The organism is Dyella lutea (assembly GCF_024158035.1).
GTDB classification, from domain to species: Bacteria; Pseudomonadota; Gammaproteobacteria; order Xanthomonadales; family Rhodanobacteraceae; genus Dyella_A; species Dyella_A lutea.
The window spans coordinates 38,359-64,918 of record NZ_JAMZEK010000001.1; the positions used below are offsets into that span (position 1 = coordinate 38,359).

At 69.7% G+C, this 26,560-nt stretch carries 18 protein-coding genes; 9 read left to right on the forward strand and 9 right to left on the reverse strand.

Annotation, left to right across the window (positions count from 1 at the left end; translation table 11 throughout):
• The first annotated feature begins 29 nt into the window (after positions 1-29).
• Positions 30-2,504, forward strand: a complete 2,475-nt coding sequence (locus tag NC595_RS00165) for a TonB-dependent receptor (RefSeq protein WP_253564117.1) — start codon at positions 30-32, stop codon at positions 2,502-2,504.
• 7 nt (positions 2,505-2,511) lie between these two features.
• Positions 2,512-3,921, forward strand: coding sequence for a coniferyl aldehyde dehydrogenase (locus NC595_RS00170; RefSeq protein WP_253564118.1), 1,410 nt, complete (start codon positions 2,512-2,514; stop codon positions 3,919-3,921).
• Between the two features lie 69 nt (positions 3,922-3,990).
• On the opposite strand, the gene NC595_RS00175 is transcribed toward NC595_RS00170, so the two are convergent.
• The gene (locus NC595_RS00175; protein ID WP_253564119.1) at positions 3,991-5,490 is read right to left on the reverse strand and encodes an OmpP1/FadL family transporter; all 1,500 of its coding nucleotides are present in this window, start codon (positions 5,488-5,490) and stop codon (positions 3,991-3,993) included.
• Between the two features lie 265 nt (positions 5,491-5,755).
• Between NC595_RS00175 and NC595_RS00180 the strand changes: the two genes are divergently transcribed.
• Both NC595_RS00180 and NC595_RS00185 read left to right on the forward strand, forming a co-directional pair.
• Positions 5,756-6,046: a YcgL domain-containing protein gene (locus NC595_RS00180; RefSeq protein ID WP_253564120.1), complete on the forward strand. Its 291-nt coding sequence runs from the start codon at positions 5,756-5,758 to the stop codon at positions 6,044-6,046.
• A 70-nt stretch (positions 6,047-6,116) separates the two neighbouring features.
• Positions 6,117-9,539, forward strand: a complete 3,423-nt coding sequence (locus tag NC595_RS00185; protein WP_253564121.1) for an ankyrin repeat domain-containing protein — start codon at positions 6,117-6,119, stop codon at positions 9,537-9,539.
• A gap of 36 nt (positions 9,540-9,575) precedes the next feature.
• Here NC595_RS00185 and NC595_RS00190 read toward each other — a convergent pair whose 3' ends face one another.
• A complete protein-coding gene (locus tag NC595_RS00190) occupies positions 9,576-11,414 on the reverse strand; it encodes a monovalent cation:proton antiporter-2 (CPA2) family protein (RefSeq protein ID WP_253564122.1) in 1,839 nt (612 codons plus the stop codon).
• Between the two features lie 99 nt (positions 11,415-11,513).
• On the opposite strand from NC595_RS00190, the gene NC595_RS00195 reads away from it, so the two are divergent.
• Positions 11,514-12,290 (forward strand): glutaminyl-peptide cyclotransferase, encoded by a 777-nt coding sequence (locus NC595_RS00195; RefSeq protein ID WP_253564123.1) that lies wholly within the window; start codon positions 11,514-11,516, stop codon positions 12,288-12,290.
• Positions 12,291-12,332: 42 nt separating this feature from the next.
• On the opposite strand, the gene hemB is transcribed toward NC595_RS00195, so the two are convergent.
• The 6 genes from hemB to NC595_RS00225 all read right to left on the reverse strand — a co-directional run bounded on the left by hemB (position 12,333) and on the right by NC595_RS00225 (position 19,608).
• Positions 12,333-13,322, reverse strand: a complete 990-nt coding sequence (gene hemB / locus NC595_RS00200) for a porphobilinogen synthase (protein WP_253564124.1) — start codon at positions 13,320-13,322, stop codon at positions 12,333-12,335.
• A gap of 90 nt (positions 13,323-13,412) precedes the next feature.
• Complete coding sequence (locus NC595_RS00205) at positions 13,413-14,648, reverse strand: ABC transporter permease (protein ID WP_253564125.1); 1,236 nt, start codon at positions 14,646-14,648, stop codon at positions 13,413-13,415.
• Positions 14,645-15,874 carry an efflux RND transporter periplasmic adaptor subunit gene (locus NC595_RS00210; RefSeq protein WP_253564126.1) on the reverse strand — a complete coding sequence of 410 codons (1,230 nt, stop codon included), beginning with the start codon at positions 15,872-15,874 and terminating at the stop codon, positions 14,645-14,647. The genes NC595_RS00205 and NC595_RS00210 overlap by 4 nt, the downstream gene beginning before the upstream one ends.
• Complete coding sequence (locus NC595_RS00215; RefSeq protein ID WP_253564127.1) at positions 15,871-17,787, reverse strand: HlyD family secretion protein; 1,917 nt, start codon at positions 17,785-17,787, stop codon at positions 15,871-15,873. Before NC595_RS00215 ends, NC595_RS00210 begins: the two co-directional genes overlap by 4 nt.
• Positions 17,771-18,445: an ABC transporter ATP-binding protein gene (locus NC595_RS00220; protein WP_253564128.1), complete on the reverse strand. Its 675-nt coding sequence runs from the start codon at positions 18,443-18,445 to the stop codon at positions 17,771-17,773. The genes NC595_RS00215 and NC595_RS00220 overlap by 17 nt, the downstream gene beginning before the upstream one ends.
• A gap of 74 nt (positions 18,446-18,519) precedes the next feature.
• Complete coding sequence (locus tag NC595_RS00225) at positions 18,520-19,608, reverse strand: ABC transporter ATP-binding protein (RefSeq protein ID WP_253564129.1); 1,089 nt, start codon at positions 19,606-19,608, stop codon at positions 18,520-18,522.
• A gap of 127 nt (positions 19,609-19,735) precedes the next feature.
• On the opposite strand from NC595_RS00225, the gene NC595_RS00230 reads away from it, so the two are divergent.
• From NC595_RS00230 to NC595_RS00245, 4 genes are all read left to right on the forward strand, one after another.
• A complete protein-coding gene (locus tag NC595_RS00230) occupies positions 19,736-21,088 on the forward strand; it encodes a GH1 family beta-glucosidase (RefSeq protein WP_253564130.1) in 1,353 nt (450 codons plus the stop codon).
• Positions 21,089-21,169: 81 nt separating this feature from the next.
• Positions 21,170-22,189, forward strand: coding sequence for a glucokinase (gene glk, locus NC595_RS00235; RefSeq protein ID WP_253564131.1), 1,020 nt, complete (start codon positions 21,170-21,172; stop codon positions 22,187-22,189).
• A 73-nt stretch (positions 22,190-22,262) separates the two neighbouring features.
• Complete coding sequence (locus NC595_RS00240) at positions 22,263-22,946, forward strand: HAD family hydrolase (RefSeq protein ID WP_253564132.1); 684 nt, start codon at positions 22,263-22,265, stop codon at positions 22,944-22,946.
• 84 nt (positions 22,947-23,030) lie between these two features.
• Positions 23,031-23,357, forward strand: coding sequence for a hypothetical protein (locus tag NC595_RS00245; RefSeq protein WP_253565671.1), 327 nt, complete (start codon positions 23,031-23,033; stop codon positions 23,355-23,357).
• Between the two features lie 80 nt (positions 23,358-23,437).
• Here the strand turns inward: NC595_RS00245 and NC595_RS00250 are convergent, their stop codons facing one another.
• Entirely contained in the window at positions 23,438-26,461 is a 3,024-nt protein-coding gene (locus tag NC595_RS00250; RefSeq protein WP_253564133.1) for a DEAD/DEAH box helicase, read from the reverse strand.
• Positions 26,462-26,560: the final 99 nt, after the last annotated feature.

A 26,560-nucleotide genomic window follows, 5' to 3' on the forward strand; every position in this document is an offset into this window, starting at 1 on the left:
CGATGCGTTGCATTAGGGGAGAGCAGGGCATGAGCATGCGTCCACGTCCACTGACCGTCAGCCTGCGCCGGCTGCTGCCGGGTATCGCACTGCTGGCGATGGCACCGGCGGTCGCGTTGGCAGACGAACCGCCCAGCGGCCGGCAGAGCGATGGCAACACCACCCAGGCCGCCAGCCCGGCCAAGGCCAAGCTGCTGGGCAACATCACGGTGACCGCACAGAGCCGCTCGCAGGAAATGCAGTCGGTACCGATCCCGCTGCAGATCGTCACTGCCAAACAGGTCGATACCCTCGCCGCCACCGACCTCAGCAAGATGAGCCTGTTCGTGCCGGGCCTGGTGGTCGGCGGCGACCAGCCGACCCAGCCCCGCTACGAGCTGCGCGGCATCAGTACCGACGACTTCGGTGTCGGCACCGATTCGGCCGTCGGCGTCTACATCGATGGCGTCTACGCCGCCCGCTCCGGCGGCGCCCTGCTCGCCTTCAACGACATCAAGCGGATCGAGGTACTGAAAGGGCCGCAGGGCACGCTGTTCGGTCGCAACGCGGCGGCTGGCGCGATCTCGATCATCACCAACGAGCCATCGGACCGCCTCGAGGCGAAGGCGCGGCTGCGCTTCGGCAACTACGGCAAGCGCTATGCCGACGCCCTGCTCAACCTGCCGCTGAACCGGGACATGGCGCTGCGGGTGAGCGTGCTGGACAACCAGAGCGACGGCTGGATCAAGGATGCGGCGACCGGCAGGCACTACGGCAAGGACGACGACTGGGGCAGCCGCGTCGCCTGGCGCTGGAACCTGGACAAGGACACGCGGGTGCTGCTGTCCTGGGATCACGAACGCCTGAACCAGCCGCCACAGCCGGCGATCGGCCTGGTCCGGCTGTCGAACGACACCCACCAGCGCCCGCCCTTCCCGGCCGACCCGTCCACCTACCTCGACCCGCTGCATGCGCCGCTCTACAACGATGCGGTCGGTGCGGCAGAGACCCGGCGCTTCGACGGCGCCACGCTGAATGTCGACCACGCCTTCGGCTGGGGCAGCCTGACCTCGATCACCGCATGGCGCCACTTCAACACGCTGAACCTGGGCGACTACGACGGCACCAACCACATCGTCAGCTACCTGGACACCGCGAACATCGAGCGCAACACGAGCTGGTACCAGGAGTTCAAGCTGGCCGGCACCACCGACCTGACCGACTGGGTCGCCGGCGTCAGCTACTACGACGAGCGCGCCCACCAGACCAGCCAGACCAACGTCACCACCGACAGCCTGGATACGCTGGCGCAGAACGTGATGGGCGTGGGCACGCCGCTGACCGACATCAGCGCCGCACTGGCCTCGTTCGGCCTGCCCTACACCCTGCTTGGCGACCCCTGGCATGAGGCGATCGACAACGTCGGCCACTTCAAGGCCTACGCCGCCTACGGCGACGTGATCTGGCACCTGGACGACCGCTTCGACCTGACCACCGGCATCCGCTACACCCACGACCAGAAGCAGTTCTCCTGGTACAACCGGCCGCGCAGCGCGCCGCAGTTCGACGCCACCGTGCAGGCGCTGAACGACGCCGGCGTGCTGGCGATGCTGCCGCCGCAGGCGCAGATGGCGCTCGCCGCGTTCGGCGGCAACGTGATCTTCACCGACGCCAGCGGCGCGCCGGTCGGGGTGCTGGTGCAGCGTCGCGACAGCTGGCAGGACCTCAGCCCCCGCGCGGTGCTCAGCTACAAATTCACCCCGGACGTGATGGGCTACGCCTCGGTCACCAAGGGCTACAAGGCCGGCGGCTACAACAGCGTGCAGATCGGCTCGCGCTTCGCGCCCGAGAAGGTCATCAACTACGAAGCCGGGATCAAGACCGTGTTCCCCGAGCAGAACCTGCTGCTCAACGCGTCGGCCTATGCCTACCGCTACGACAACCGGCAGGCGCTCACGCTCGATCCCAACAGCGCTGGCAGTGGAGTGCCGCGCTACCTGGTCAGCAGCACCGACCAGCAGGCCAAGGGGCTGGAGGTCGAGGCACAGTGGCAGCCGGTCGAGGCCTTCCGTGCCCACTTCAACGGCACCTACATCGACGCCACCTACCGTCATGCGACCGCGGCCTCGGGCGCCGACCTCAGCGGCCAGCCGACCGGCGAGCCCAAATACGCCTTCGCCGGCGGGCTGTCCTACACCTGGCAGGGCATCGCCGGCGGGGCGCTGACCTTAGACCTGTCGCACGCCTATCGCGGCAAGTCGCGCTGCAACCGCGACTCGCAGCTGCAGGGCAGCTGCCAGATCAGCCCGAACTTCACCGTCGGCGCCGCGCAGCAGCGCACCGACGCCCGGCTGGACTGGCAGTCGTCCGGCGGGCGCTGGGGGGTGGCCTTCTACGTCAACAACCTGTTCGACCAGCGCTACGTGACCGGCGTGAACAACATCAGCAGCAGCGTGTTCGGAACCCCGTATGCTTCGGTGACGCCGCCGCGCATGTGGGGCGTGGAACTGCGCACCAGACTCTGAGCATCCGATGACCGACAGCCCTGACCTCCCCGACCTGCTGCGGCGCCAGCGCGAAGCGCAAGCACGCGACCCGCAACCCTCCTGGCCGGTACGGTCGGGACGGTTGCGCGCGCTGGAAGCCCTGCTCCGGCAACATCGCGAGGCGATCGCCGAGGCCATCAGTGCCGACTTCGGCTTCCGTCCCGCCGAGGAGACCGATCTGCTCGAGGTCTTCCCGTGCCTCTCGGCGATCCGCCACGCACTGGCACATGGACGGCGCTGGATGCGCCCGCGGCGGCACCTCGCCGACCTGGCCTTCCTGCCGGCCCGCACCGAGCTGCGGCCGCAGCCGCTGGGTGTGGTGGGCATCATCGTGCCGTGGAACTACCCGCTCTACCTGGCGGTGGGCCCGCTGGTCGACGCACTGGTCGCCGGCAACCGCGCCATGATCAAGATGAGCGAGTACACACCCCGCTTCTCCGCACTGTTCGCCGGACTGGTGGCGCGTCACTTTCCCATTGAGGAAGTCGCCGTGGTCAATGGTGACGCCCGCGTGGCGCAGGCGTTCTCCAGCCTGCCATTCGACCACCTGCTGTTCACCGGCTCGACCGCCGTCGGTCGCCACGTCATGCGCGCGGCGGCCGACAACCTCACCCCGGTGACGTTGGAACTGGGCGGCAAGTCACCGGCGATCATCGGCCCTGGCGCGGACTTCGCCCACGCGGTGGAACGCATCGTGTTCGGCAAGCTGATCAATGCCGGCCAGACCTGCATCGCGCCGGACTACGTGCTGCTGCCCCGTCAGCGCCTGGACGAGTTCGTCCGCATCGCAGGTACCACGGTCGAGCGCTTCTACCCGGACATCGCCGGCAACCACCAGTACGCCAGCATCGCCTCCGATCGCCAGCATGATCGGCTGCGGGCGCTGCGCGATGCCGCGGTCGCGGGAGGTGCCTCGGCGCTGGTGCTGGGCAAGGAGGCAGCCGGCCCCGGTCCGCGCCGGCTGCTGCCGACCCTGCTGACCGGCGTCCGCGACGACATGGCGGTGATGCAGGAGGAGATCTTCGGCCCGCTGCTGCCGCTGGTGTCCTACGACACGGTGGACGAGGCGATCGACTACGTGGCCAGCCGCCCGCATCCGCTGGCCCTGTATCTGTTCGAGCACGATGCCGGCACCATCGAGAAAGTGCTCGGCCGGACGGCTGCCGGCGGTGTGACGGTGAACGATACGCTGTACCACATCGCCCAGCACCGCCTGCCGTTCGGCGGCGTGGGTCCATCCGGCATCGGTGGCTACCACGGCGAGGCGGGCTTCCGCACGTTTTCCCATCTCAAGCCGGTGTTCCGCCAGGCCCGCCTCAACGGCGCCGGGCTGCTCAATCCGCCGTACGGCGAGCGTTTCCGCAGGGTGCTCGGGCTGCTGCTGCGGCGGGGCTGAATCCGGATCCGGCCGAAAAAAAAAGCCTCCCCCTTGCAGGGGAGGCTTTTTCGTTCGCGTGAACGACGATCAGAACTTGTAGATCGCCGACAGGCTCAGCAGGTTGCCGTAATCGCTGTAGTTGCCGGAGATCACGTCACCGGTGGAGCTGGTGCTGTCGATGTGCGCGTTGTTCACGAAGATGTGCGCGTACGAGGCGTTGATCTCGAAGTGCTCGCTGGCCTTGTAGCCCAGGCCCACGGTAGCCAGCTTGCGGGTGGAGTCCGGCACGCGCACGTCGCGCACGGCGTTGTAGGTCGGCGAGGTGTCGACCGCAATGCCGGCGCGCAGTGTCAGCTTGTCGTTGAGGTAGTAGTCACCGCCGATCGAGGCGTAGATCGAGTTGCGCCAGTTGAACTCCTCGGCAGTGTCCGGCTGCCCGGGATTGCCGTACTTCACGCGCAGTTCCTTGAACACGTCCCACTTGGTCCAGGCCAGGTCGATGCCGAAGCCGAACTTGTCGGCCTGGTGCCAGTAGCTGCCGCTGAGCACGGCCGGCGTGGTGAAGTCGGCGGTACCGGTGGTGTTGGCGAACGGCGGCAGGCTGCCGGCCAGCGCCGGGTTCGTCAGCAGCAGCTGGTAGCCCGGCGTGGTGGTGAAGTTGCCGGTGCCGGTGAGGCGATGGCTGATCTTCGAGCGGTAGTTGACCGCCAGCTTGTCGTTCGGGGTGAGCTTCCAGAAGCCGCCGACCTGGTAGCCGTAGCCCCAGTCATCGCCCTTGATGCGGGCATAGCCGTCCACGCCCTGCGGGGTCAGCGCGGCGACGCCGGCAGCGGATGCCTGGCCCTGCTGCACGGCCGCCTGGATCATCGCGGCACCGGTGGCCGGCGGGATCTGGCCGGCGGCGATGCCGGCCTGAATCTGTGCCACGCCCGCAGCCACCTGCTGCTGGATGCCCTGCTGCACCTGCAGGCCGATCGCGTTGAAGTTGATCGCGCTGGTCAGCTCGGCCGAGGTGCGCTGCGCGATGGCGCTCACGCCCAGCGCGAAGGTGTCGGTCAGGTCGTACGAGGCCGACAGCGTGGCGTCGAGCGACTCGAACTTGGACTTGATGCCGTTGTAGCGGCCGATCCAGTCGCGGTCGTATTCGGTCTGGAAGCCGAACGGCACCGAGAAGCCGGCGCCGAGGTGCAGCTTGTCGTTGACCTTGGTGGCGAAGAAAAGTGCCGGTACCGGCAGCGTGGTGCCGGCGTCGCCGCCGTTGCCACCGCTGATCGGACGACCCAGCACGTCGTGCGCGCTGCCGCTGAACTTGGCGCTGAAATTGATGGCGGTGACGTCGGCCTGGAAATAGGTACCGTCCAACTCGCTCATCGCGGCCGGATTGTTCGCCACGACGGAAGCATCGCCGCCGGCGGTAGCGGAACCGGCGTAGGCGCGACCCATGCCCTTCGCGCTGTTTTCCTTGAGCTGGAACGCGCTTGCATGGGCGGCGTTCGGGGCCACCAGTGCGCCGGCGATGGCCAGGCTCAGCGCTGCCAGCGCGAGCGGCCGGGTGGCCACCTGGAAGGGACGGATGGACATCTGCATCGGTTGCTCCTGCTGTTCGTGGATGCGTCTCGGGACGAGTAGCGGGAACCCCTTCGCGTTGTTATTTTCATACGCGCGTTTGATGTCCCCGCGCGGCACTGTGCCGACTGCTTGCCGGGCATTGCAAGTGCGGTTGCAGCAAAACCTCCCGGTCGATGCCCGGTCTGCCGCGACCGCGCCGTTCGGGGCGCCCGAGGGGGGACTGCTAAGCTTGCCGGGCCGCTGCAGCGGTTTTCCTTAGCCTGTCCGCACGACGGTGATCGCCATGCATTGCTACGTCTACGCCAGTCTGCGCAAGGCAGACAGTTATCTCTGGCTGGCCCGCCGGGACGCCTTCGATCTGCTTCCCGCCGACCTGGCCGCGCTGCTCGGCCAGTTGCGCTTTGCGCTCGAAGTCGACCTGGACGAGCACCGGCGCCTGCCCCTGGAAGACGCGCGGCATGTGCTGGCCAACCTGCGCGAGCGCGGCTGGCACCTGCAGCTGCCGCCGACCGACGGCCTCGCCGGCCACCAGCCGGACTACCACCGCGGTCCGCGTGGCGACTCCACGCACTGAGCCCACCGCGACCGGTTTCCGTTAACACCGGGTTACCGCCGTTTCCTTCTCCGGTTTCTATACTCGCCCGATGACTCCTCCCAAGCTGCGGCGCCGGCCGCCACCCCTCCTGCAGGCTCTGGCCTGGTTCGTTCCCGGATGGATTGCCGTGGCGATCGCCGCGGCCACGACCCACCCGCTGGTGCTGATTCCCCTGCTGGCCGCCAACGCGCTGACCATGGCGGCGGTATGCCACGCCATCGGCTTCGACCCGGAGCCGCGTTTCGGGCGCACCGCGCTGCGTCGTGGCGCCGCGTACCTGGTGATGTTCAGCACCTACGTCGCGCTGGTTTTCCTGCTGGTCGCCTGGCCGATGCTGAGGTTGACTCAGGCGCCGAGCCTGAGCGCTGCGCTGCTGCTGGCGGCGGCGCTGGTGATCGCACTGAGCCTGCTATGGCGTCTGTGGCCGGCGTTCGGCCTGGTGTTCGTGTGGGACGATGCCTACCCGCCGCAGAGCGATGGTTCGTGGATCTTCACCGCCACCGCGCGGAGCATCGCGTTCGGCCGGCACCTGTCGCGCGAGGAGCGTTTCTTCTCGCATTTCCTGCCGGCCGCGCTTTCGTTGCTGGCGCTGGCGTTCCTGGCCCTCGCACTGACCGGCCTGTACGGCGTGCTGCCGCCGGAGCTGCGTACCGCCGCGATGGTTCTTTATGGCCTGGTGCTGCTGCCGCTGGGTTGCCTGGTGATCGCCAACCGTACGCTGCGCGCCCTGCTGTGCGAGCGCCACCGCCCGCGCATGGCGGCAGGAGCCGATCTGGACCGTCCCTCGCCGGTGAAGCGGACGCCGGTCGCGCCGCTGACCGAGGCCGAACGCACCGCCGGCAGCCCCGAGCAGTCCGCCGCACTCTTGGCTGCGATCCGCGACGGCGACATCGAGCGCGCACTGACGCTGGTGGAAAACGGCGCCGACCCTAACACCACCCCGGCCCCGGACGATCGCGACCAGCGCCCGGCGCTGTTGCTTGCCGCGCTGCTGCCCGACATCCGCCTGCTGCGCGCACTGATCTCGCGGGGCGCCGACGTGAACCGGGCACAGGGCGGACTTACCGCGCTGCTGGCGGCCACCCGCGACAGCCTGTCCGGACGCGCCGAGGCGGTCATGACGCTGATCTCCAACGGCGCCGACCCGACCGTCAGCGACGTCGACGGCAACACCCCGCTGCACGGCGCCGTGCTCAGCGAAGAGCCGATCGTGGCGGCGATGCTGCTGGATGCCGGCGCGGACCTCAACGCGCCGAACCACGCCCGCCTCACGCCACTGGCTGCCGCCTGCCGTGCCGCCAACTGGACGCTGGCGCGGTTCCTGCTCGAACGCGGTGCGAGGACCCAGTTGCCCGACAGCGAGCCCGCGCTGGTTGCCGCGGCCGCCATCGCCGACGACGACCCGGCCGGCGTGCGCCTGCTGCTCAAGCAGCGGGCAGGCGTCAATGCCACCGATGTCCGCGGCAGGACCGCGCTGATGGTCGCCGCGGCCGAGGGTCACGAGGAGATCGCTCGCGCCCTGCGCGCCGCCGGCGCGGAGGTCGATCTGGCCGACCGCAACGGCAGCACCGCCCTGATGGAAGCCGCCCGCGCCGGCGCGGTGGGCATCGTCCAGTTGCTGGCGCAGGCCGGGGCCGATGCCTCGCTGCGCGACCAGCACAGTCGCGACGCACTGACCCTGGCCTGCCAGTCGCCGCGTGCCCACGCGGACACCGTGCGGGCACTGCTTGCCCTGGGTGCAGATGCCAAGTCCACCGGCGCCGATGGCCACAGCGCGCTGGACCACGCCGCCGCCGCCGGGCGCTGGGACCTGGTCGCACTGCTCGACCCCGATACTCCGCTGCCGGCCAGCCTCAGTGCCGAGACGCTCGCCGCCGGCGAGGACACCCCGGGCCATCTGCTCGATGCGCTGCGCTTCGGCCATTGGGCCGTGGTCTCCAGCTTCGTCCAGCGCGTGCGCGAGTGGCCGGAATCGGAACTGGCGCGGTTGTACCAGGAGCTCGCCGAGCCGGGCCTGGGCGGTGCACGTCGCTGGCTGCTCGAGCACGGCCTGTCCGCCGAGGCGCGCATGGCCGGCGAAGAGGACAGCCGCGGCCCGCGCCTGTTCGACGCGCTGCTCGAACGGCTGCCCTCCTCGGCCGAGGCCATCGAGGACCTGCTGCTTGCTGGCGCCACCCCTGCCGGCGCTGGCCTGCTGGGCGTGGCGCTGGCCCACCTGGACGGCGACGCCCAGGCGCTCGGCCTGCCGCTGGCAATGCTCGAGCGCGGCGCCGATCCGTTCGGTCCGGACGCCCTCCAGCGCACCCCGCTGCACCTCGCGGCGGCGGCGGGACATCTGGCCATGACCGAGGCGCTGCTGGCTCGCGGCTGCGATCCGAACGCCCGGGATGCACACGGCCGCACGCCGCTGTTCGATGCACTGGCTGCGGGCGCCCGGGCGCTACCGGTGGTGAAGTCGCTGGTCGCACACGGCGCCGACCCCGAGGCCAGCGACGCCCGCGGCGAGACGCCGCTGGGCCTGTCGATGGAGCACTCCGAACTCAAACATTGGCTGGACTGGGGTCACTGGCCACTGCCGCGCCGTGCGCTGCGCGACAGCGACCTGCCGGCGGCGGCTGCAGCCGGTGCGGCGCAGGCGGTGGAACGACTGCTCGAGCTGGGCACGCCGGTGAACAGTCGCGACGCGCAGGGAGCCAGCGCCCTGCTGCACGCCTGCGGTGCCGGTCATCGCGACGTCGCCGCGCGGCTGCTCGACGCCGGCGCCGATGCCTCATCGACCGCACAGAACGGGATGACCGCGCTCGGCGCGGCCGTGGCGGCCCGACGCGAACCGCTGGTGTCGCTGTTGCTCGAACGCGGCGTCACCGTCGACCAGCGCCTGCCCGGCGAGAGCACCGCACTGATGGTCGCTGCGGCGATGGGTTACCCCGAACTGGTCGAACGACTGCTCGATGGCGAAGCCGATGTGCATGCGGTCGATGCCCGCGGCCGCAGTGCGCTGCACGCGGCGGCGCAGTTCGGCTTCGAGAGCCAGGACAGCCTGCGCGCACGCCGGCTGTTCGACGTGCTGCTCAAGCGCGGCGCCGACGTCAACCGCGCCGACCTCGAAGGCAAGACCCCGCTGCTGATGCTGCTCGGTGCCCAGCTGCGCCCGGGCAGCGAGTGCGACGCCACCCACATCGGTGCGCTGCTGCCGGTGTTGCTGGACGTCGGCGCACGGCTCGAACACGCCGACCAGCGTGGCGTGACGGCGCTGCATGCCTGCGCCATGCACGCCCTGCTGCCCGCTGCCCGCGTTCTGCTGGCCCGCGGGGCCGACCGCAACGCCGCCGACGGCTTCGGCCGCACCGCCGCCGACGTGGCCCGGCACCTGGGCTATGTGGACATCGCCCACGAGCTGGCCGCCCGCGGCGCGTCGATCGTTCCCAGCGTGCGCCAGACACTGCGCCAGCCGGCCCAGCCGGCGGAATGAAACAGGCCCGGAGCCCGGCGGCTCCGGGCCACCCGGCTAGTCGGGATCGACCGCCCCGACCGGCGCGGAGGTGCTTCGACGCTCTTCCTCGGCCTCGGGCGACATGTCGGCATCGAGCAGTTTCTGCAGGTCGTTCAGTGCCTCCAGCGATGTCTGCACCAGCCGGGTCTCGTCGTCGTAGACCAGGTACTGCGCCTTGAGCAGTTTTTCGTCGTGGCGGCGGAAGCGCTCGACCCGGTCGACCGCCTGCGCGGCGGGCATGCCCAGCGCCTCGAGCGTCTTGCGGGTCATCTTCAGGCTGGAATGGAAGGTCTCGCGTACTGGCTCGTCCACGCCCAGGTCCATCAGCCGGAAGGCGTGCTGGCGGTTGCGCGCGCGGGCGACCAGCTTGAGGTGCGGGAACTGCCGGCGCACCAGCCGTGCGATGCGCAGGTTGGCCTGTGGATCGTCGGTGGCCAGCACGAATACCTCGGCCTTGTCCGCCTGCGCCGCACGCAGCAGGTCCGGCCGTGCCGGGTCGCCGAAGAACAGCGAGGTGTTGGAGAAGCGACGCAGGGTGTCCATCTGCTCCACCGAGGATTCCAGCGCCACGAACGGAATGTTCTGCGCGCGCAGCATGCGGCCGACGATCTGCCCCATGCGCCCGAAGCCGGCGATGATGACGCGCGGCGGCGCGTCCGGCGTAATCGCGTCGTACTCGCGCTCGGGCGCCCGCGCCTTCACGTTCAGCAGCTTGGCCGCGGCGACCACCAGCAGCGGCGTGAGCGCCATCGACAGGGTGATCGCCAGCACCAGCACGCCATGCAGACCCGGCTCCAGCAGGTGGCGATCACCAGCCTGCTTGAGCACCACGAAGGCGAACTCGCCGCCGCAGGCCAGCAGCACCGCCAGTCGCAGGGCGTCGGCGCCGTCCAGCCCGCCCAGTGTGCGCCCCAGCGGCCACAGCAGCGCCCCCTTCATCAACAGGAGTACCGCCACCAGGCCGAGCACCAGCCACGGTTGGTGGAGCAGTTGCCCCAGGTCCATCGACATGCCCACGCTGATGAAGAACAAGCCCAGCAGCAGGCCCTTGAACGGCTCGATGTGCGATTCGAGCTCGTGGCGGTACTCCGAATCGGCCAGCAGCACGCCGGCCAGGAACGCGCCCAGGGTGGACGACACGCCGACCCGTTCCATCAGCCACGCCGTGCCCATCACCACCAGCAGCGCCGTGGCGGTGGACACTTCGATCGCGTTGGCCTTGGCGACGAAACGGAACACCGGGCGCAGCAGGTAGCGCCCCCCCACCATCACCACCACGATGATGCCGACGGTGCGCGCGATGCCGGCCAGGTCCACGCCGTGCCGCGCGGAGGAGCTGGCCAGCAGCGGCACCATCGCGATCAGCGGGATCGCCGCCAGGTCCTGGAACAGCAGGATCGAGAACGCCTGGCGGCCGTAGGCCGAACCGGCCTCCTTGCGCTCGGCGAGGATCTGCAGGCCGAACGCGGTGGAGGACAGCGCCAGGCTGCCGCCGACCACCACGGCCACCTTGCCGGTGAGCCCGCCGAGCACGTACCCGACGCCGCCGATCACCAGCGCGCTGGCGATCACCTGCAACGCGCCGGTGCCGAACACCGAGCGGCGCATCACCCACAGACGCTGCGGCGATAGTTCCAGGCCGATCACGAACAGCATCAGCACCACGCCGAATTCGGAGATCGTGGCCACGCCGTCGGTGTCGCGCACCAGCCCCAGCACCTGCGGCCCGATCACCACGCCCGCTCCCAGGTAGCCGAGCACGGCGCCGAGGCGGAAGCGCTTGGTCAGCGGTACGGCGATCACCGTGGCCAGCAGGAACACCAGCGCGGTCTCGAGATAGTGCGGACTGTGCAAGCGGAAGTGCTCCTCGGCAGGTCGCCGGATTATGTCACGCGTCCGCGGCGGCTCCGTGACCGCGACCAACACCACCGCAAGTGTGGAATCATCACGGGCATGAACGCTGCCGCACGCCTCCTGCTCGCCGCCTGCCTGGTCCTGACTGCCTGCGCCTGTGACGCCGCCGTCCCGGTCTACGGCTACAAGGTGGTGCACACCTATCCGCACGATCGGCAGGCCTTCACCGAAGGCCTGTTCTACCGTGACGGCTTTCTCTACGAGAGCACCGGCATGATCGGCGCCTCGTCGATCCGCAAGGTCGAGCTCGCCACCGGACACGTGCTGCAGCAGCGCGACCTGGCGCCACCGGACTACGGTGAGGGCATCGTCGCCTGGCGCGACAAGCTGGTCGAGCTGACCTGGCAATCGCACAAGGGCTACACCTACGAACTGGACAGCTTCCGTCCCACCGGCAGCTTCCACTACCCGGGCGAGGGCTGGGCGCTGACCGCCGACAGCCGGCACATCTACATGAGCGACGGCACGCCGTTCCTGCGCGTGCTCGACCCGGAGACCCTCGACCAGGTGGCCTCGATCATGGTCACCGCCGACGGCACGCCGGTGAAGAACCTCAACGAGCTGGAATGGGTGAAGGGGCAGATCTACGCCAACGTGTGGCTGACCTCGCGCATCGCGCGGATCGATCCGGTCAGCGGTCACGTGGTCGGCTGGATCGACCTGGCCGGCCTCGGCCCGAAACCGGACCAGATGATCGACCCGGCCAACGATGTGCTCAACGGCATCGCCTACGACGCGAAGGGCGACCGGCTGTTCGTCACCGGCAAGCAGTGGCCGAAGATCTACGAGATCCGGCTGACCGGCCCGAAGCGCTGAGCCTGCAGGCCGCCGGCGACGACGCGGGCTTTCCGGTGCGCCCTATTCGCCGCGCAGCCAGCGTGCGGCGTCGATTGCGAAATAAGTGAGGATGGCGTCTGCGCCGGCGCGCTTGAAGCAGGTCAGCGTTTCCAGCACCACCGACTTCTCGTCGAGCCAGCCGTTCTGGCAGGCCGCCTTGAGCATCGCGTACTCGCCCGACACCTGGTACACGAAGGTGGGCATGCCGAAGGCGTCCTTCACCCGGCGCAGCACGTCCAGGTACGGCAGGCCAGGCTTGACCATCACCGCATCCGCGCCTTCATGGATATCCAGCTCGACCTCCCGCAGCGCCTCGTCGGCATTGCCCACGTCCATCTGGTAGGTGTGCTTGTCGCCCTTGCCGAGGTTTGCGGCCGAGCCCACCGCATCGCGGAACGGGCCGTAGAAGCTGGAGGCGTACTTGGCCGAGTAGGCGAGGATGCGGGTGTGGATGTGGCCGGCGGCTTCCAGCGCCTCGCGGATCGCGCCGACGCGGCCGTCCATCATGTCCGAGGGGGCCACGAAATCCATGCCGGCCTCGGCCTGCGCCAGCGACATCTTCACCAGCGCCTCGATGGTCGGCTCGTTCATCACGTAGCCGTGCGCGTCGATCAGGCCGTCCTGGCCGTGGACGGTGTACGGATCCAGCGCCACGTCACCGATCAGCCCCAGCTCCGGATACTTCGCCTTCAGCGCGCGGCAGGCCCGCTGCATCAGGCCGTCGGGGTTCCAGGCTTCGGCGGCATCCTCGGTCTTCGGGGCGTCGGTGATCGGGAACAGCGCCAGGGCCGGGATGCCCAGGCGCACGCATTCGCCGGCCAGCTCCAGCAGCAGGTCGATCGACAGCCGCTGCACGCCCGGCATCGACGGCACGTCCACGCGCCGGTTCTCGCCCTCGATCACGAACGCCACCATGATCAGGTCGGTCACCTGCAGGGCGTGCTCGCGCATCAGCGCACGAGAGAACGCGTCGCGGCGCATGCGGCGGGGGCGGATCGCGGGGTAGCTCATGGATCGGTCCTGCAGGAAAGCTCGGCCATGCATTGTACCCCTGCGGCGGCTGGGCCCCGCGGGGCACGCAGCCGCAGCCGCCCGACTGGCTCACTCGTCGCGGATCGCGGCGATCGGATCCAGCGCCGCCGCCTGGCGCGCCGGATAGATGCTGAAGGCCAAGCCGATCAGCACGCAGGCCACCGCCGAAGCCAGCACCCCGACCGGCTGCCAGGCCACCTTCCAGCCGGCGAACAAGGCGATGGCGTAAGCCAGCAGGGCGCCGAACACCAGGCCAATCACGGCGCCAGAGGTGCAGATCACCACCGCTTCGCGCAGGAAGCGCTTGACGATGTCGCCACGCCGCGCGCCGATCGCGCGCAGCAGGCCGATCTCGCGCCGGCGCTCGAGCACGTTCGCCAGCATGATGTTCATGATGCCGATGCCGCCGACCAGCAAGCTGACGCCGGCGATCGAGCCCATCACGATCGAGAAGATGCGCTGGGTCTTCTGGTTCTGCCGGTACAGCTGCTGCGGCACGATCATGCGGTAGTCGGCGGCACCGGCGTGCCGCTGGTCGAGCACCTGGGTGAGCACGCGCGCACCGGCCGCCAGCGTGTCCGGATCCTTCAGCTGCAGCAGGAAGCGGTCGACCGGGTCCTCCATCGGCTGGAACCGGAAACGGGCGTGCGCGCTCTGCAGCGGCACGAACACGCGGTTGGCATCCGCTCCCAGCGAAACGCCCTCGAACTTGTCCTGGCCGAGATCCCGGTCGGCCAGCACGCCGACCACGCGCAACCACACCTGGTTGACCTTGACCAGCCGACCCAGCGCCTTGCCGTCGGGAAACAGGTCGTGCGCGGCCTGCGCCCCGAGCACGGCGACGGCGGCGAGCGAATCGTTGTCGCGGGTATCAAGTGCGCGCCCCTGAGCCAGGCGCAGCGCCGCCAGGCGGAAATAGTCCGGCGTGATGCCGCTGACTTCGGCCGTGCTCTGGCCGTCGTCGCTGAACACGGCCCAGCGATGCACCCGCTTTTCGGCGGCGTAGCGTTCCGCGCCGGGTACCACCAGCAGCGCGGCGCGGGCGTCGGCTTCGCTGAGGCCAAGGCTGCGTGCGCGGATCTCCTTGAGGCTGTCCTGGTCCTGCGGCTTGGCCTCGATGATCAGGTTGTGCAGGCCGAGACTCTCCACCAGCTTCAGGGCCTCGCGCCGGCTGCCCTCGCCCACGCCCTGCATGGCGACGATGGCGGCGACGCCGAAGATCATGCCGAGCAGGGTCAGCAGTGTGCGCAGCTTGCGCCGCGCCAGGGCGTCGACGGCCTCGCGCCAGGCGGGTGACAGCATCATGGCGCGGCTCCCTTGCCTGCCGGTGCGCCGTCACTGCCGGCCTGACCGAGCAGCACCTCGTCACCCTCGTGCAGACCCGACAGCACCTGGCTGCGGGACGATCCGCGCACGCCCAGCTGCAGGATGCGCCGCTCGACCTTGCCGTCGGCGAGCACCTGCACGGTGCTGGCATCGCCGTCGCTGGCCAGCGCCACGTTCGGCACCGCCAGGCCCTTGTCCGCGTGCAGCAGCACCACGGTGCCAACGAAACGCTGGCCCGGCGTCCAGCCGTAGCGACGCGCCACCTCGGCTGGCACGCTGGCTTTCATCATCAGGTACTTCACCGGATTCTGCCGACTGCGCGACTGTGCGGCCGCCGCCACCCAGCTGAGCCGCGAGGCGACTTTCTGGGTGGGCTCGCCCCAGGGATGCAGCTCGACCGCATCGCCCACCTGCACGCCCTGGGCCTCGATCTGCGGAACAGCCAATTGCACCTCCAGCCTGGAGAGGTCGGGCAGGCTGGCGAAGCTGTCGCCGGCGAAAAGGCGGCTGCCGACGTGGGGCACCTGGTCCATCCAGTCTCGCTCGAGCACGAGTACGCCGTCGTGCGGGGCGTGCAGTTCGAGCGCGTCGAGATCGGCCTTCTTCTGTCCGGCGACGGTGGCGTAGGTGTTGTGCTGCGCATCCAGCACGGCGAGCTCCGCCTTGCCGCGCACGCCGGACTGTTGCTCGCGCCACTCGAGGATGCGCTGGCGCACGGTGAGATAGTTGGCGTCCTGGATCGCATCGAGGATGTCGTTGCGGGCCATCGCCTCCGGGCTGGCGTTGGCGTAGCGGCGGGCGATCGACAGCTGTCCGGCAACCTGGGTCAGGTCCACGCCGAGCTGGCCGCGCTTGTCGTCCAGTTCGGCCTGCTTGGCGGCACGCGCGAGCAGGTTGCGCTCCAGGTCGATCTCGGCCTGATCCAGGTCCTGCCTGCTCTGCTCGGCGGAGAACCGCGCCACCAGTTCGCCCTTGGTGACGGGGCTGCCGTCCGGCAGCATCCAGGCCACCTGGCGCACCGTGAACACCTGGCCGGGAATCAGCAGGGGCGTCGCCTTCGCCGAACGCAGCTCCCCTTCTCCCCTGACGACGAAATCGAGCGGACCGGCGTGGACCCGTTCCAGCACCACACGTGCGGTGTCCGGCTTGCCGCAGCCGACCAGCGCGAGGGTCAGGCAGGCGAGCCAGGCGATACGGCGGCTCATGGTGCCTGCCTCGTGGATGCGGAGGTCGCGGCATCGACCGGGAAATCGACCCGCACCGCCTGCCCGGGCTTGAGCTTGAGATGGTTGGAATCGAGCGTAACCACCAGGTCGACCACCGGGATCGCCTCCACCCGCGACTTGCTGTGCACGGTACCGCCCACCGATGCCACGGTGCCGTCGACCGAGCGGTCGCCGCCGCCGGCCACCACCACGCGCACGCGCTGCCCCTGGTGCACGCGCTCGAGCTCGCGTTCCGGCAGCGAGGCACGCACCGCGAGCGTGGACAGGTCCGGCATCTGCGCCACCGACTGCCCCATCCACACCTGCGAGCCGGTATCGATCTTGTTGCCGTCCCAGGCGCTCTGGTGCAGCACGATGCCGGCGCGCGGCGCCTTCACCGTGAGCGAGGCGAGTGCCGCAGTGAGCACGCTGACCTCGTGCTTCGCCTGTTCGACGTCGGCATCGGCCACCTGCTGCTCGGCGCGACGCTCGGCCGCCGCCACCCGCTCGCGCTCGACAGTGAGGGCGAGCTTGCGCTCGGCCTTGGTCCGCGCGATCACCAGCTTGGCGTATTCCACGCCGGCGACGTATTCCTTCGGCTGGTTCGCCTTGCGGCGTGCCTTTTCCAGTTCGGCGCGGGCCTGCGCCGTGGCCAGTTCGGCTTCGCGCGCGCGGTCGGCAAGGTCCAGTCGGGTCTGCTCCTGCTTGCGCAGCTTCTCGTCCAGTTCGCTGCGCTTGGCGGTGAGCTGCTTCATCACCTGGCTGCCGTCGAACACCACTACGGTGCCTCCCTTCTCCACCGTCTCGCCATCGCCGACCATCTGGGTCACGGTCATCTGCCACAGGCCATTCACCGCCGGCGGGGAGATGGCGATGCTGTCGCGCGCGAACGTCTCTCCATCGGCATGCAATGGCTGGGTATCGGCGACGACCGGCCGATCGGCGGACAGGTCGGCCGGATCGGTGTCCGCGCGTACGCTCATGCCTGGCCGCAACGGCAACGCGTTGGCGTCAGCCAGATCGATGGCCAGTTCGAAATAGCGACCGTCGCCCCAGTCCTTGTGCGCGACCGACGCACCGGTGATGCTCCGGATGCGGCCGTGCAGCAGCCGCCCGGGCAAGGCGTCGACAGTCAATGCGACGGACTGTCCGGTCTTCAGCCCGGCTCGATCGGGCTCCAGCACCCAGGCGCGCACGTCGTAGTCGTGCCCACCGCCGACCACCTCGCCCACGGCCTGCCCGGGATAGCTGGAGGAGCCCTCCTCGTAGCGCCCGCCGTTGCCGAACATGTTGTCGAAGCCGTGCACCACGGTACCGGCACGGGTCGCCTTGACCACGGCGCGGGTGACCTGGCGGCGATCGAAATCCAGCTCGATCTGTTTCTTGCGCTGCTGCAAGGCCCCGTCCTCGCGACGGCGCTTCACCGCCGCCTCCGCTTCGTCGGCCTGCTCGTGCGCCACCGCCAGTGCGCGCTCGGTGCGCTGCATCTCGCTCTGGTAGCGGTCGTAGTTGAGTGCGGAAATCAGGTGGCGCGGCAGGGCGGCGTCCACCGCCGCGGTGTCGCGCTCGGCCTGCGCGTCGGCCAGCTTGAGCTCGGCATCGCTGGCCTTGAGCTCGAGCTGGGCGACCTCCTTGGCGTCCTTGGCCTGCTGTGCGGCCAGTTCCGCCTGCAGCTTGCGCACCTGCGATTCGGCCTGCCCGGCATCGATGCGCAGCAGCACCTCGCCCGGCTTCACGTGACTGCCGTCGGGCGCGTAGTAGCGCAGCACCACCGGCGAGCTGTTGGAGGGCGGCGTCTCGATGCGCTGGGCGCCCTCGAGGCGGATCTCGCCGGTGAACACCGTGGCGGACGCCTGCGCGAACGGCATCGCGAGCGCCATGGCGAGACCGAGCCACTCACGCCGCCGAATCATGCTCGATCCTCCCGTCGCGCAGGGTGATCTGCCGCTGCGCCCGCGCGGCGACATCGGCGTCGTGGGTCACCAGCACCACGGTCTGGCCATCGGCGTGCACCTCATCGATCAACGCCAGCACGTCGGCAGCACTCTTCGAATCGAGGTTGCCAGTGGGCTCGTCGGCCAGCAGCAGGGCCGGCTGCATCAGCAGGGCGCGGGCGATCGCCACGCGCTGCATCTGGCCACCGGACAGCTGGCCGGGACGATGCTCCAGCCGCTGGCCCAGTCCCATCCTCTCGAGCAGGGTGTGTGCGCGCTCCTCGAGGCTACCGCCGTCGCCGCGCAGGAAGCGCCGTGGCAGCAATACGTTTTCCAGCACGCTCAGTCGCGGCAGCAGATGGAAGGACTGGAACACGAAGCCGATGCGCCGGTTGCGGAAATCGCTGGCGCGCTCGTCATCGAAGGTGGACACGTCCACGTCGTCGAGCAGATAGCGGCCGCTATCGGGCCGATCCAGACAGCCGAGCATGTTCAGCAGGGTCGACTTGCCCGAACCGGACGGCCCGACAATCGCGGTGAACTGCCCCTTCGGGACTTCGAAGCCGACGCCATCCAGCGCGGCGATCGTCTGCCCGCCCACCCGGTAGTGGCGGGTAATCGCTTCCATGCGAACCATGGGCCTGGACCTTCCCCCTGAAGCCAAGTGTCCTTTTGTCAGTCTTGCGGGAAAAAAGTTCGCACCGCAAGCCTTCAGTCGCCGATGCGCTCTCCGCTGGCCGCGTCGAACAGGTGCAGCATCGACGGATCCGGCGCCAGGTGCACCAGCGTGCCGGGCTCGGGCAGCGTGCGCGGTGGCAGCCGCACCACCAGCGGCTTGCCGCCGGTACGCAGGTTGAGGAACACCTCGTTGCCGACCGGCTCGACCACCTCCACCCGCGCGCTCAGCGTGTGCAGACCGGGCGCATCCACCGGATGCAGGTCTTCCGGCCGCACGCCGAGGGTGACCTCGCGGCGATCCCACGACCCCGGCCAGCCGGCGACCCCGGGCAGGGTCAGCACGCCGTGCGGGCCGTCCAACGCCCAGCCGTCGGCCAGCCGCAGCGTGCCGGGCAGGAAGTTCATCGCCGGACTGCCGAGGAAACCGGCGACGAAACGGTTGGCCGGCCGCCGGTAGAGGCTCATTGGCGTGTCGATCTGCTGGATCACGCCGCCGTCGAGCATCACGATGCGCTGGCCCAGCGTCATCGCCTCGATCTGGTCATGGGTGACGTAGATCATCGTGGCGCCGAGCCGCCGGTGCAGCCGCGCGATCTCCAGGCGCATCGACAGGCGCAGCCGCGCGTCGAGGTTGGACAGCGGCTCGTCGAGCAGGAACACCCGCGGGTTGCGCACCAGCGCCCGGCCCAGCGCCACACGCTGCTGCTGGCCGCCGGACAGCGCACCCGGCCGGGCATCGAGCCAGGGCTCGATCTCCAGCAACCGCGCCACCTCGCGCACGCGCCGCGCCACCTCGTGGCGGTGCTGTCCACGCAGGCGCAGGCCGAAACCCAGGTTCTCGGCCACGGTCATGTGGGGGTACAGGGCGTAGTTCTGGAACACCATGGCGATGTCCCGGTCCTTCGGCGGCACCTCGTTCATCACCCGCCCGCCGATGGTCAGCGTGCCCGCGGTGATCGGCTCCAGCCCGGCGATCATCCGCAGCAGGGTGGTCTTGCCGCAGCCGGAGGGTCCGACCAGCACCAGCAGTTCGCCGTCGGCGATCTCCAGCGTCGCGTCAGCGACGGCGACGTGGCCGTCCGGGTACTCCTTGCGCAGCGCCTCCAGCCGAACGACCGCCATCGGGTTCTCCACTGATTGGGCCCGCCCCGGAGCCCGACGTCGTCATGGTGCATGCCCAAGGGGCGTTCGGCTATTCTCCCCGCGTAATCGTTTACAGCAAGCCGCGGTGCGGCCATCGGACCCGTCAATGTCAGGACGCTTTCTCTTCCCCGCGGACTTCGTCTGGGGCGCCGCCACGTCGGCCTACCAGATCGAGGGCTCGCCCCTGGCCGACGGTGCCGGACCGAGCATCTGGCAACGCTTCGCCCACACGCCGGGGATGATGGCCAACGGCGACCACGGCGACGTCGCCTGCGACCATTACCGGCGATACCGCGACGATGTGAAGCTGATGCAGGCGTTGGGGCTCACCAGCTACCGCTTCAGCATCAACTGGGCACGCGTCCTGCCGGAGGGCACCGGGCGGATCAACCCGGCCGGGCTGGATTTCTATTCGCGCCTGGTCGACACCCTGCTCGAACACGGCATCGCGCCGAACGCCACGCTGTTCCACTGGGACCTGCCGGCGGCGCTGGACGATCGCGGCGGCTGGCTCAACCGCGACAGCGCGCACTGGTTCGCAGAGTACGCCGAGGTCATGTTCAAGGCGCTGGACGACCGCGTGCCGATGTGGACCACGCTCAACGAACCCTGGGTGGTCACCGACGGTGGCTACCTGCACGGCACGGTGGCCCCCGGGCACCGCAACACGTACGAGGCACCGATCGCCGCGCACAACCTGATGCGCGCCAGCGGGGCGGCGATCCAGGCCTACCGCGCGGTGGGCCGCCAGCAGATCGGCGTGGTCTTCAACATCGAGCCGAAATATCCGGCAAGCGACCGCAACGAGGACGTGGCGGCCGCGGCCCGCGCCCACGCCTACATGAACCAGCAGTTTGCCGACCCGGCGCTGCTCGGCAGCTACCCGCCGCAGCTGAAGGCATGCTTCGGCGACGCGTGGCCGACGTTCCCGGCCAGCGACTTCGGGCTGACCCGGCAGACCGTCGATTTCGTCGGCATCAACTACTACACCCGCGCCGTGGTCGGGAACGATCCCGCCCAGCATCCGTTGCGCGCCTCGCCGGTGCGCCAGCCCAACCGCACGTACACCGAGACCGGCTGGGAGGTGTACGAACAGGGGCTGGTCGACACCCTCACCTGGTTCAAGGACCGCTACGGCGACCTCCCGCTCTACGTGACCGAGAACGGCGCCGCGTTCTACGACCCGCCGGTGGTCGAGGGCGACGTGCTTGAGGACCCGCTGCGCGTGGACTACTTCCGGCGCCACCTGAAGGCAGTGCACGCGGCGATACGCGCGGGCGTGAACGTCAAGGGTTACTACGCCTGGTCGCTGCTGGACAACCTGGAGTGGTCGCTGGGTTTCGCCAAGCGCTTCGGGCTTTATCACGTCGACTTCGCCACGCAGAAGCGCACGCCCAAGGCGAGCGCAAGGTTCTACGCCGACGTGATAGGCAGCGGCGGAGCCAGCCTGGCCCCGTGATGTCCATCCTGCCCGTCCCACTGGACTCGCGCCCTAGGGCAGGGCACCCTTACCTATTCGCTTGTGCTGAAGGTTTCGAGCATGCCGGCTGACGCCCACGCCTCCGTTCCCACCCTGCTGGTCGATCTCGGCGGCACCAATGTGCGCTTCGGCGTGGCCGATCCGTCGCGTGCCGATCCGCTGCTGAAGGAAAGCATCCGACGTTACCGCGTCGCCGAGCACGAATCGCTGGTCGCCACCGCCAGGCAGTACCTGGCCGACACCGGGCTTTCGGTGAAGCGTGCCGTGGTGGCCGCCGCTGGGCGCATCGAGGACGGCGAGACGGTCAAGGTGACCAACAATCCGTGGGCCATCTCGGCGCGCCAGACCGCCGAGGCGCTGGGCCTGGACGGCGTGCACCTGGTCAACGACTTCGCCGCCCAGAGCATGGCGGTGACCCTGCTCAAGGGCGATGACCTGGTGCCGGTCGGTCCGCTGCCGCTGCCGAGCATCGGCGCGCACGAGGAACAGACCTTCGCCATCGTCGGCCCCGGCACCGGCCTGGGCGTGGGCGGCCTGCTGGTGCGCCAGGGCCACTGCAGCGTGCTGCAGACCGAAGGCGGCCACGCCGGCTTCGCCGCGCACTCGCCCGAGGACATTGCCATCCTGGACTACCTCAACCACAAGTACGGCCGCGTCTCCAACGAGCGGCTGATCTGCGGCCAGGGCCTGGTCAACCTGTACGACGCGATCTGCCACATCACCGGTGCCACCCCGCAACCCTTGAAGCCGGAGGACGTCACCGCCCGCGCCAAGGACGGCAGCTGCCCGCTGTGCACGCGGACGGTGGAGACCTTCGCCGGCATCTTCGGCAGCGTCGCCGGCGACCTGGTGCTCACCCTCGGCGCGTGGGACGGCGTCTACCTCACCGGTGGCCTGATCCCGATCCTGCTGCCGTGGCTGGAGCGCGGGCGTTTCCGCGAGCGCTTCGAGGCCAAGGGCCGCTTCCGCGACATCATGGAAAAGGTGCCCACCCAGGCGATCATGAATCCGGAACCGGGCCTGCTCGGCGCCGCCGCGATCGCGATCATGGAATCGGGCCGGCCGCTGCTCGGCCGCTGACCCGTGCGACCGCGCGATGGCGCGCTCGTCACGCATGCCGTGGCACGGTGCGCGAGTGCCGCAGGAGAAGCCCATGCCTCGCAGTGATACCGCCTTCCTGTTCGACCTCGATGGCACCCTGGTCGACAGCGTGTATCAGCACGTGCTGGCCTGGAAGGAAGCGCTGGACGACGAGGGCGTGGAGCTGTCGGTGTGGCGCATCCACCGCAAGATCGGCATGAGCGGCGGCCTGTTCGCCAACATGCTGCTGCGCGAAACCGGGCTGGACATCACCGAGGACCGGCTGGAGCGGCTGCGCCGGCGCCACGCCGACGCCTTCAACCGCCAGCACACGCAGGGCTCGGTCAAGCCGCTGCCGGGCGCGCGGGAACTGCTGGCGTTCCTGACCGAGCAGCAGATCCCCTGGGCGATCGCCACCAGCGGCCGCATGGAGACCGCCGCGCACAACCTTGCCGCGCTCGGCGTCGATCCGGCGAAGGTGCCGGTGGTGACGCGCGACCAGGTGCGCCACGCCAAGCCGGACCCGGACCTGTTCGTCACCGCGGCGCACCGGCTGGATTTCGATATCCGCCACGCGCTGGTGGTCGGCGACAGCGTGTGGGACATGCTGGCCGCGCAGCGTGCGCGCGCCATCGGCATCGGCCTGCTCGCCGGCGGCTACGGCCGCGAGGAACTGCAGCATGCCGGCGCCCTGCGCGTGTACGACGACCCGGCCGACCTGCTGCGCCACATCGACGAGGTCGCGGCGCGCGCGTGAAACGCTTCTTCGCGTCGGCCTGACACGGGCTGAACGCGACACGGCTAGCCTCGGTACGCTCCCGCTCCCCACCGAGTCATGCCGATGCGCCGCCTGCTCGCCGCCAGTCTGGCCACCCTGCTCGCCACTGCCTGCTCCCCGTCGCCCCCCGCGCCCCCGGCCGGCTCCCCCACGTCGAGCACGCCCGACGATGCCACCCTCGGCTCACCCGCCTGGTACGAATGGGTTGACCGCTCGCTGGGAATTTCCAGCGACGGCCATGGCCCCGACCCCGGTTCGCCCGAGTGGAACCAGGCGGTGCAACGCAAGCTGGGACAGGAAGCTCCGCAGGCGCCCCCCGGTTCGCCGCAGTGGCAGCAGTCGGTCGATGCGCTGTTGCGTACACGCGGCAACCCTCCATCGTCGGGCTGAGCCGGAACGATCACACGGCCAGCGAGACGTCCAAGGCAGTCATCAACAGCAGGTAGCAATGCCATCGGCCTGGCGCGCGCTCAGCCCGGGGCAAGCAACGCGTCGAGATCTTCCTGGTCGAAGCTCAGCTTCTCGCGTGCGCCGCCGCCTTCCAGCACCGCATCGGCCAGCTCGGCCTTACGTGCCTTCATCTCCTCGATGCGCTCTTCCACCGTGTTCGCCGTGATCAGGCGGAACACGAATACCGGCTTGTCCTGGCCGATGCGATGCGCGCGGTCGGAGGCCTGCGCCTCGGCGGCGGGGTTCCACCACGGGTCGTAGTGGATCACCGTGTCGGCGGCGGTGAGGTTCAGGCCGACGCCGCCAGCCTTCAGCGAGAGCAGGAACAGCGGCACGTCGCCTTCCTGGAACTGCTTCACCGGCTCGGCACGATCGCGTGTCTCGCCGGTGAGCGTGACGTAGGGAATGCGGCGGCGGTCGAGCTCGTGGGCGATCAGCTTGAGCATCTCGGTGAACTGCGAGAACAGCAGCACCTTGCGGCCCTCGGCGAGCAGCGCCGGCAACATGTCCATCAACAGCTCGAACTTGGCCGAGTCGCGCACGCCACGCGCGGCTTCGAGCTTCACCAGCCGCGGATCGCAGCAGACCTGGCGCAGCTTGAGCAACGCGTCGAGCACCACGATGCCAGAGTGGGCGATGCCACGCTGGGCGATCACCTGGCGCAGTTCGTCGGCCAGCGACAGGCGCAGGCTTTCGTACAACTCGCGCTGGCGGCCATCGAGCACCACGCGGCGGGTGATCTCGGTCTTCGGCGGCAACTCGGCCGCCACCTGGCTCTTGGTCCGGCGCAGGATGAACGGCGCCAGCCGGCGGTTGAGCCGCACCTGGCAGGCCTCGTCGTGCTGCTTCTCGATCGGGCCGCGGTAATGGCGGCGGAACGCACCCTCGTCACCGAGCAGGCCCGGCACGGCGAGGTCGACCTGCGACCACAGCTCGCCCAGGTGGTTCTCCAGCGGCGTGCCGGTGAGGCAGATGCAGCGCGGCGCGCGCAGGCTGAGCACGGCGCGGCGCGCCTGCGTGCGCGGGTTTTTCACCTGCTGCGCCTCGTCCAGCACGATCAGCGCGAACGGGTGCTTGCGCAGCGCCACCACGTCACGCGGCAACAGCGCGTAGCTGGTCAGCACGATGTCCTGCTGGCCGAGCTGGGAGAAGTCGCCGCTGCGCTGCGGGCCGTGCAGCGCCAGCACCTTCAGCGCAGGCGCGAAGCGCGCGCACTCGGCCTGCCAGTTCGGGATCAGGCTGGTCGGCACCACCACCAGGGCCGGCTGGGTCAGCGCACCGCGCTCCTTCAGCGCCAGCAGGTGGGTGATCAGCTGCAGCGTCTTGCCCAGGCCCATGTCGTCGGCGAGCACGCCACCGACACCCGCTTCGGCGAGCGCGTTGAGCCAGCGCAGGCCCTCGCGCTGGTAAGGCCGCAGCTCCACCGTGAGTCCCTCGGGAATCGCATCGCTGGCGCGCTCGGCGGCATCGCGCAGGCGCGCGGTGAAGCCGCGCAGTGCCTCCGGGGCCTGCAGCTGGCCGCCCTCGGGCATCACGTCGACCAGCTCATCCAGCCGACCGGCCTGCACGCGTGGCAGGTGAAGCTGCTTGCGCGGCTTCTCCAGGTACTCGGCCAGCGGCGCCAGCAGGTCGCGCAGCTCCTTGAGCTTCACCGGTACTCGGCGGCGGTCGTCCACCGGCGCGTACCACACCGCGTCCTCCGGCTCGTTCGGCACCGGGCTCAGGCTGAGCTGGTGCTCGGCCAGCGCCTGCGCCACGGCCGGCAGCAGGTTGTGCCGCTTGCCCTCGACCTCGATACCGATCTCCAGGTCGAAGGCGTGGTCGTCGGCGTCCTCCGTGGCGTCGCCGTACCAGTGTACCGGCCCTTCCAGCACCTCGAACGGGAAGCTGGGCGCGTACTCGACCAGGTAACCCTCGCCTTCCAGCCGGCCGCGCAGGGCCAGCCAGCGCGCCGGCGTGTTCACCTCCAGCGCACCGGCGTAGCCCTTGCCGGGGAACAGCCAGGCGTCTTCCGGCAGCGTGTCGGCCAGGTCCCAGGGCAGGCCCTCGGTGTCCACGGCGGGAGTGAGTCCCGCGCGCTCGAGCTGCTCCATCGCCGCCAGTTCGTCGGCGCGACGACGCACGATCTCCACCAGCTGGCCCTGCCGCACACGTCGCACCAGTGGTTCGCCACCGCGACCGGGCAGGCGCTCGCCGGCGTAGTCGAAGGCCAGCCGCGCATAGGCCAGCGGCGGCGTGCCGGCCGCCAGCCGGGCGTGCCGGGTCAGTGCGTGCAGGGTAAGCACCGGCTTGGGAGCGAGATCTTCCCGGCGCAGATCCTCGAACACCTGCGGCAGCGGAACGCGCTGCGCCAGGCGGCTATGCGGCAGGACATCGCGCAGACGGTGACTGTCGTCATGCTTGAGCGCCGGCAGATCGAGCCAGGCGATCTCCTCGACCGGCGCCTCCAGATGACCCACCTCGGCACGTTCGGCATCCAGATACCACAGGCCATCGATGCGCAGCAGCCGCTGGCCGGTAGCCAGCGCCGGCAGCAGGCGCTGGCTGCCATCGCTCTCCAGGTGCCAGTGCCAGTTCAGCTGATGGGACTTGCCGCGCGACAGGCGCAGCCCGCCCAGGCCACCGAGGAAGCAGGGCGCGGTGTCGAGGATCTCGGCCAGCAGCGCGTCGCCGACGTGACCGGCCAGCCGGGCATAGCTGCGGCTCTTGCGCACGTTCTGCGGCAGACCCAGCACGGTGGCCGCCAGTCGCTGCTCGTGCGGCTCCAGCTGGGCGTTGACCAGATGCTTGCTGTCCAGTGGCGACGGACGCACGAAGCGGCCGTGCTCGGCCACCGCCAGCACGGCCGGCGCGACGTCGACGCGCCCATACGGCGCGCCATCCTCGTGGACGACGTCCAGGAAGAAGCCGAGCACACCGCGTTCGGCCGGCGCAGGGGGTACCGGCGGCTCCAGCACGCGGCGCCACACCGACGACAGGCCCGACACCGCAGGAACGCGCGCGCGGGCAGGATCGCCAGGCTTTCGGTCGTCCGGTTGCTGCATGGGCATGCGGTCCGTTGGGCGATCAAAACCTTGAGCTTAGCAAGGCTTGTCACGGCGTGCCCACGCCCGAGCCGCAAACTCGTGCGGCAGCCCGACCTG

Coding starts and splice junctions, on each gene's coding strand:
- NC595_RS00165 (WP_253564117.1), top strand. CDS start 30: ATGAGCATGCGTCCACGTCCACTGACCGTCAGCCTGCGCCGGCTGCTG.
- NC595_RS00170 (WP_253564118.1), top strand. CDS start 2,512: ATGACCGACAGCCCTGACCTCCCCGACCTGCTGCGGCGCCAGCGCGAA.
- NC595_RS00175 (WP_253564119.1), bottom strand. CDS start 5,490: ATGCAGATGTCCATCCGTCCCTTCCAGGTGGCCACCCGGCCGCTCGCG.
- NC595_RS00180 (WP_253564120.1), top strand. CDS start 5,756: ATGCATTGCTACGTCTACGCCAGTCTGCGCAAGGCAGACAGTTATCTC.
- NC595_RS00185 (WP_253564121.1), top strand. CDS start 6,117: ATGACTCCTCCCAAGCTGCGGCGCCGGCCGCCACCCCTCCTGCAGGCT.
- NC595_RS00195 (WP_253564123.1), top strand. CDS start 11,514: ATGAACGCTGCCGCACGCCTCCTGCTCGCCGCCTGCCTGGTCCTGACT.
- hemB (WP_253564124.1), bottom strand. CDS start 13,322: ATGAGCTACCCCGCGATCCGCCCCCGCCGCATGCGCCGCGACGCGTTC.
- NC595_RS00205 (WP_253564125.1), bottom strand. CDS start 14,648: ATGATGCTGTCACCCGCCTGGCGCGAGGCCGTCGACGCCCTGGCGCGG.
- NC595_RS00210 (WP_253564126.1), bottom strand. CDS start 15,874: ATGAGCCGCCGTATCGCCTGGCTCGCCTGCCTGACCCTCGCGCTGGTC.
- NC595_RS00215 (WP_253564127.1), bottom strand. CDS start 17,787: ATGATTCGGCGGCGTGAGTGGCTCGGTCTCGCCATGGCGCTCGCGATG.
- NC595_RS00220 (WP_253564128.1), bottom strand. CDS start 18,445: ATGGTTCGCATGGAAGCGATTACCCGCCACTACCGGGTGGGCGGGCAG.
- NC595_RS00225 (WP_253564129.1), bottom strand. CDS start 19,608: ATGGCGGTCGTTCGGCTGGAGGCGCTGCGCAAGGAGTACCCGGACGGC.
- NC595_RS00230 (WP_253564130.1), top strand. CDS start 19,736: ATGTCAGGACGCTTTCTCTTCCCCGCGGACTTCGTCTGGGGCGCCGCC.
- glk (WP_253564131.1), top strand. CDS start 21,170: ATGCCGGCTGACGCCCACGCCTCCGTTCCCACCCTGCTGGTCGATCTC.
- NC595_RS00240 (WP_253564132.1), top strand. CDS start 22,263: ATGCCTCGCAGTGATACCGCCTTCCTGTTCGACCTCGATGGCACCCTG.
- NC595_RS00245 (WP_253565671.1), top strand. CDS start 23,031: ATGCGCCGCCTGCTCGCCGCCAGTCTGGCCACCCTGCTCGCCACTGCC.
- NC595_RS00250 (WP_253564133.1), bottom strand. CDS start 26,461: ATGCAGCAACCGGACGACCGAAAGCCTGGCGATCCTGCCCGCGCGCGC.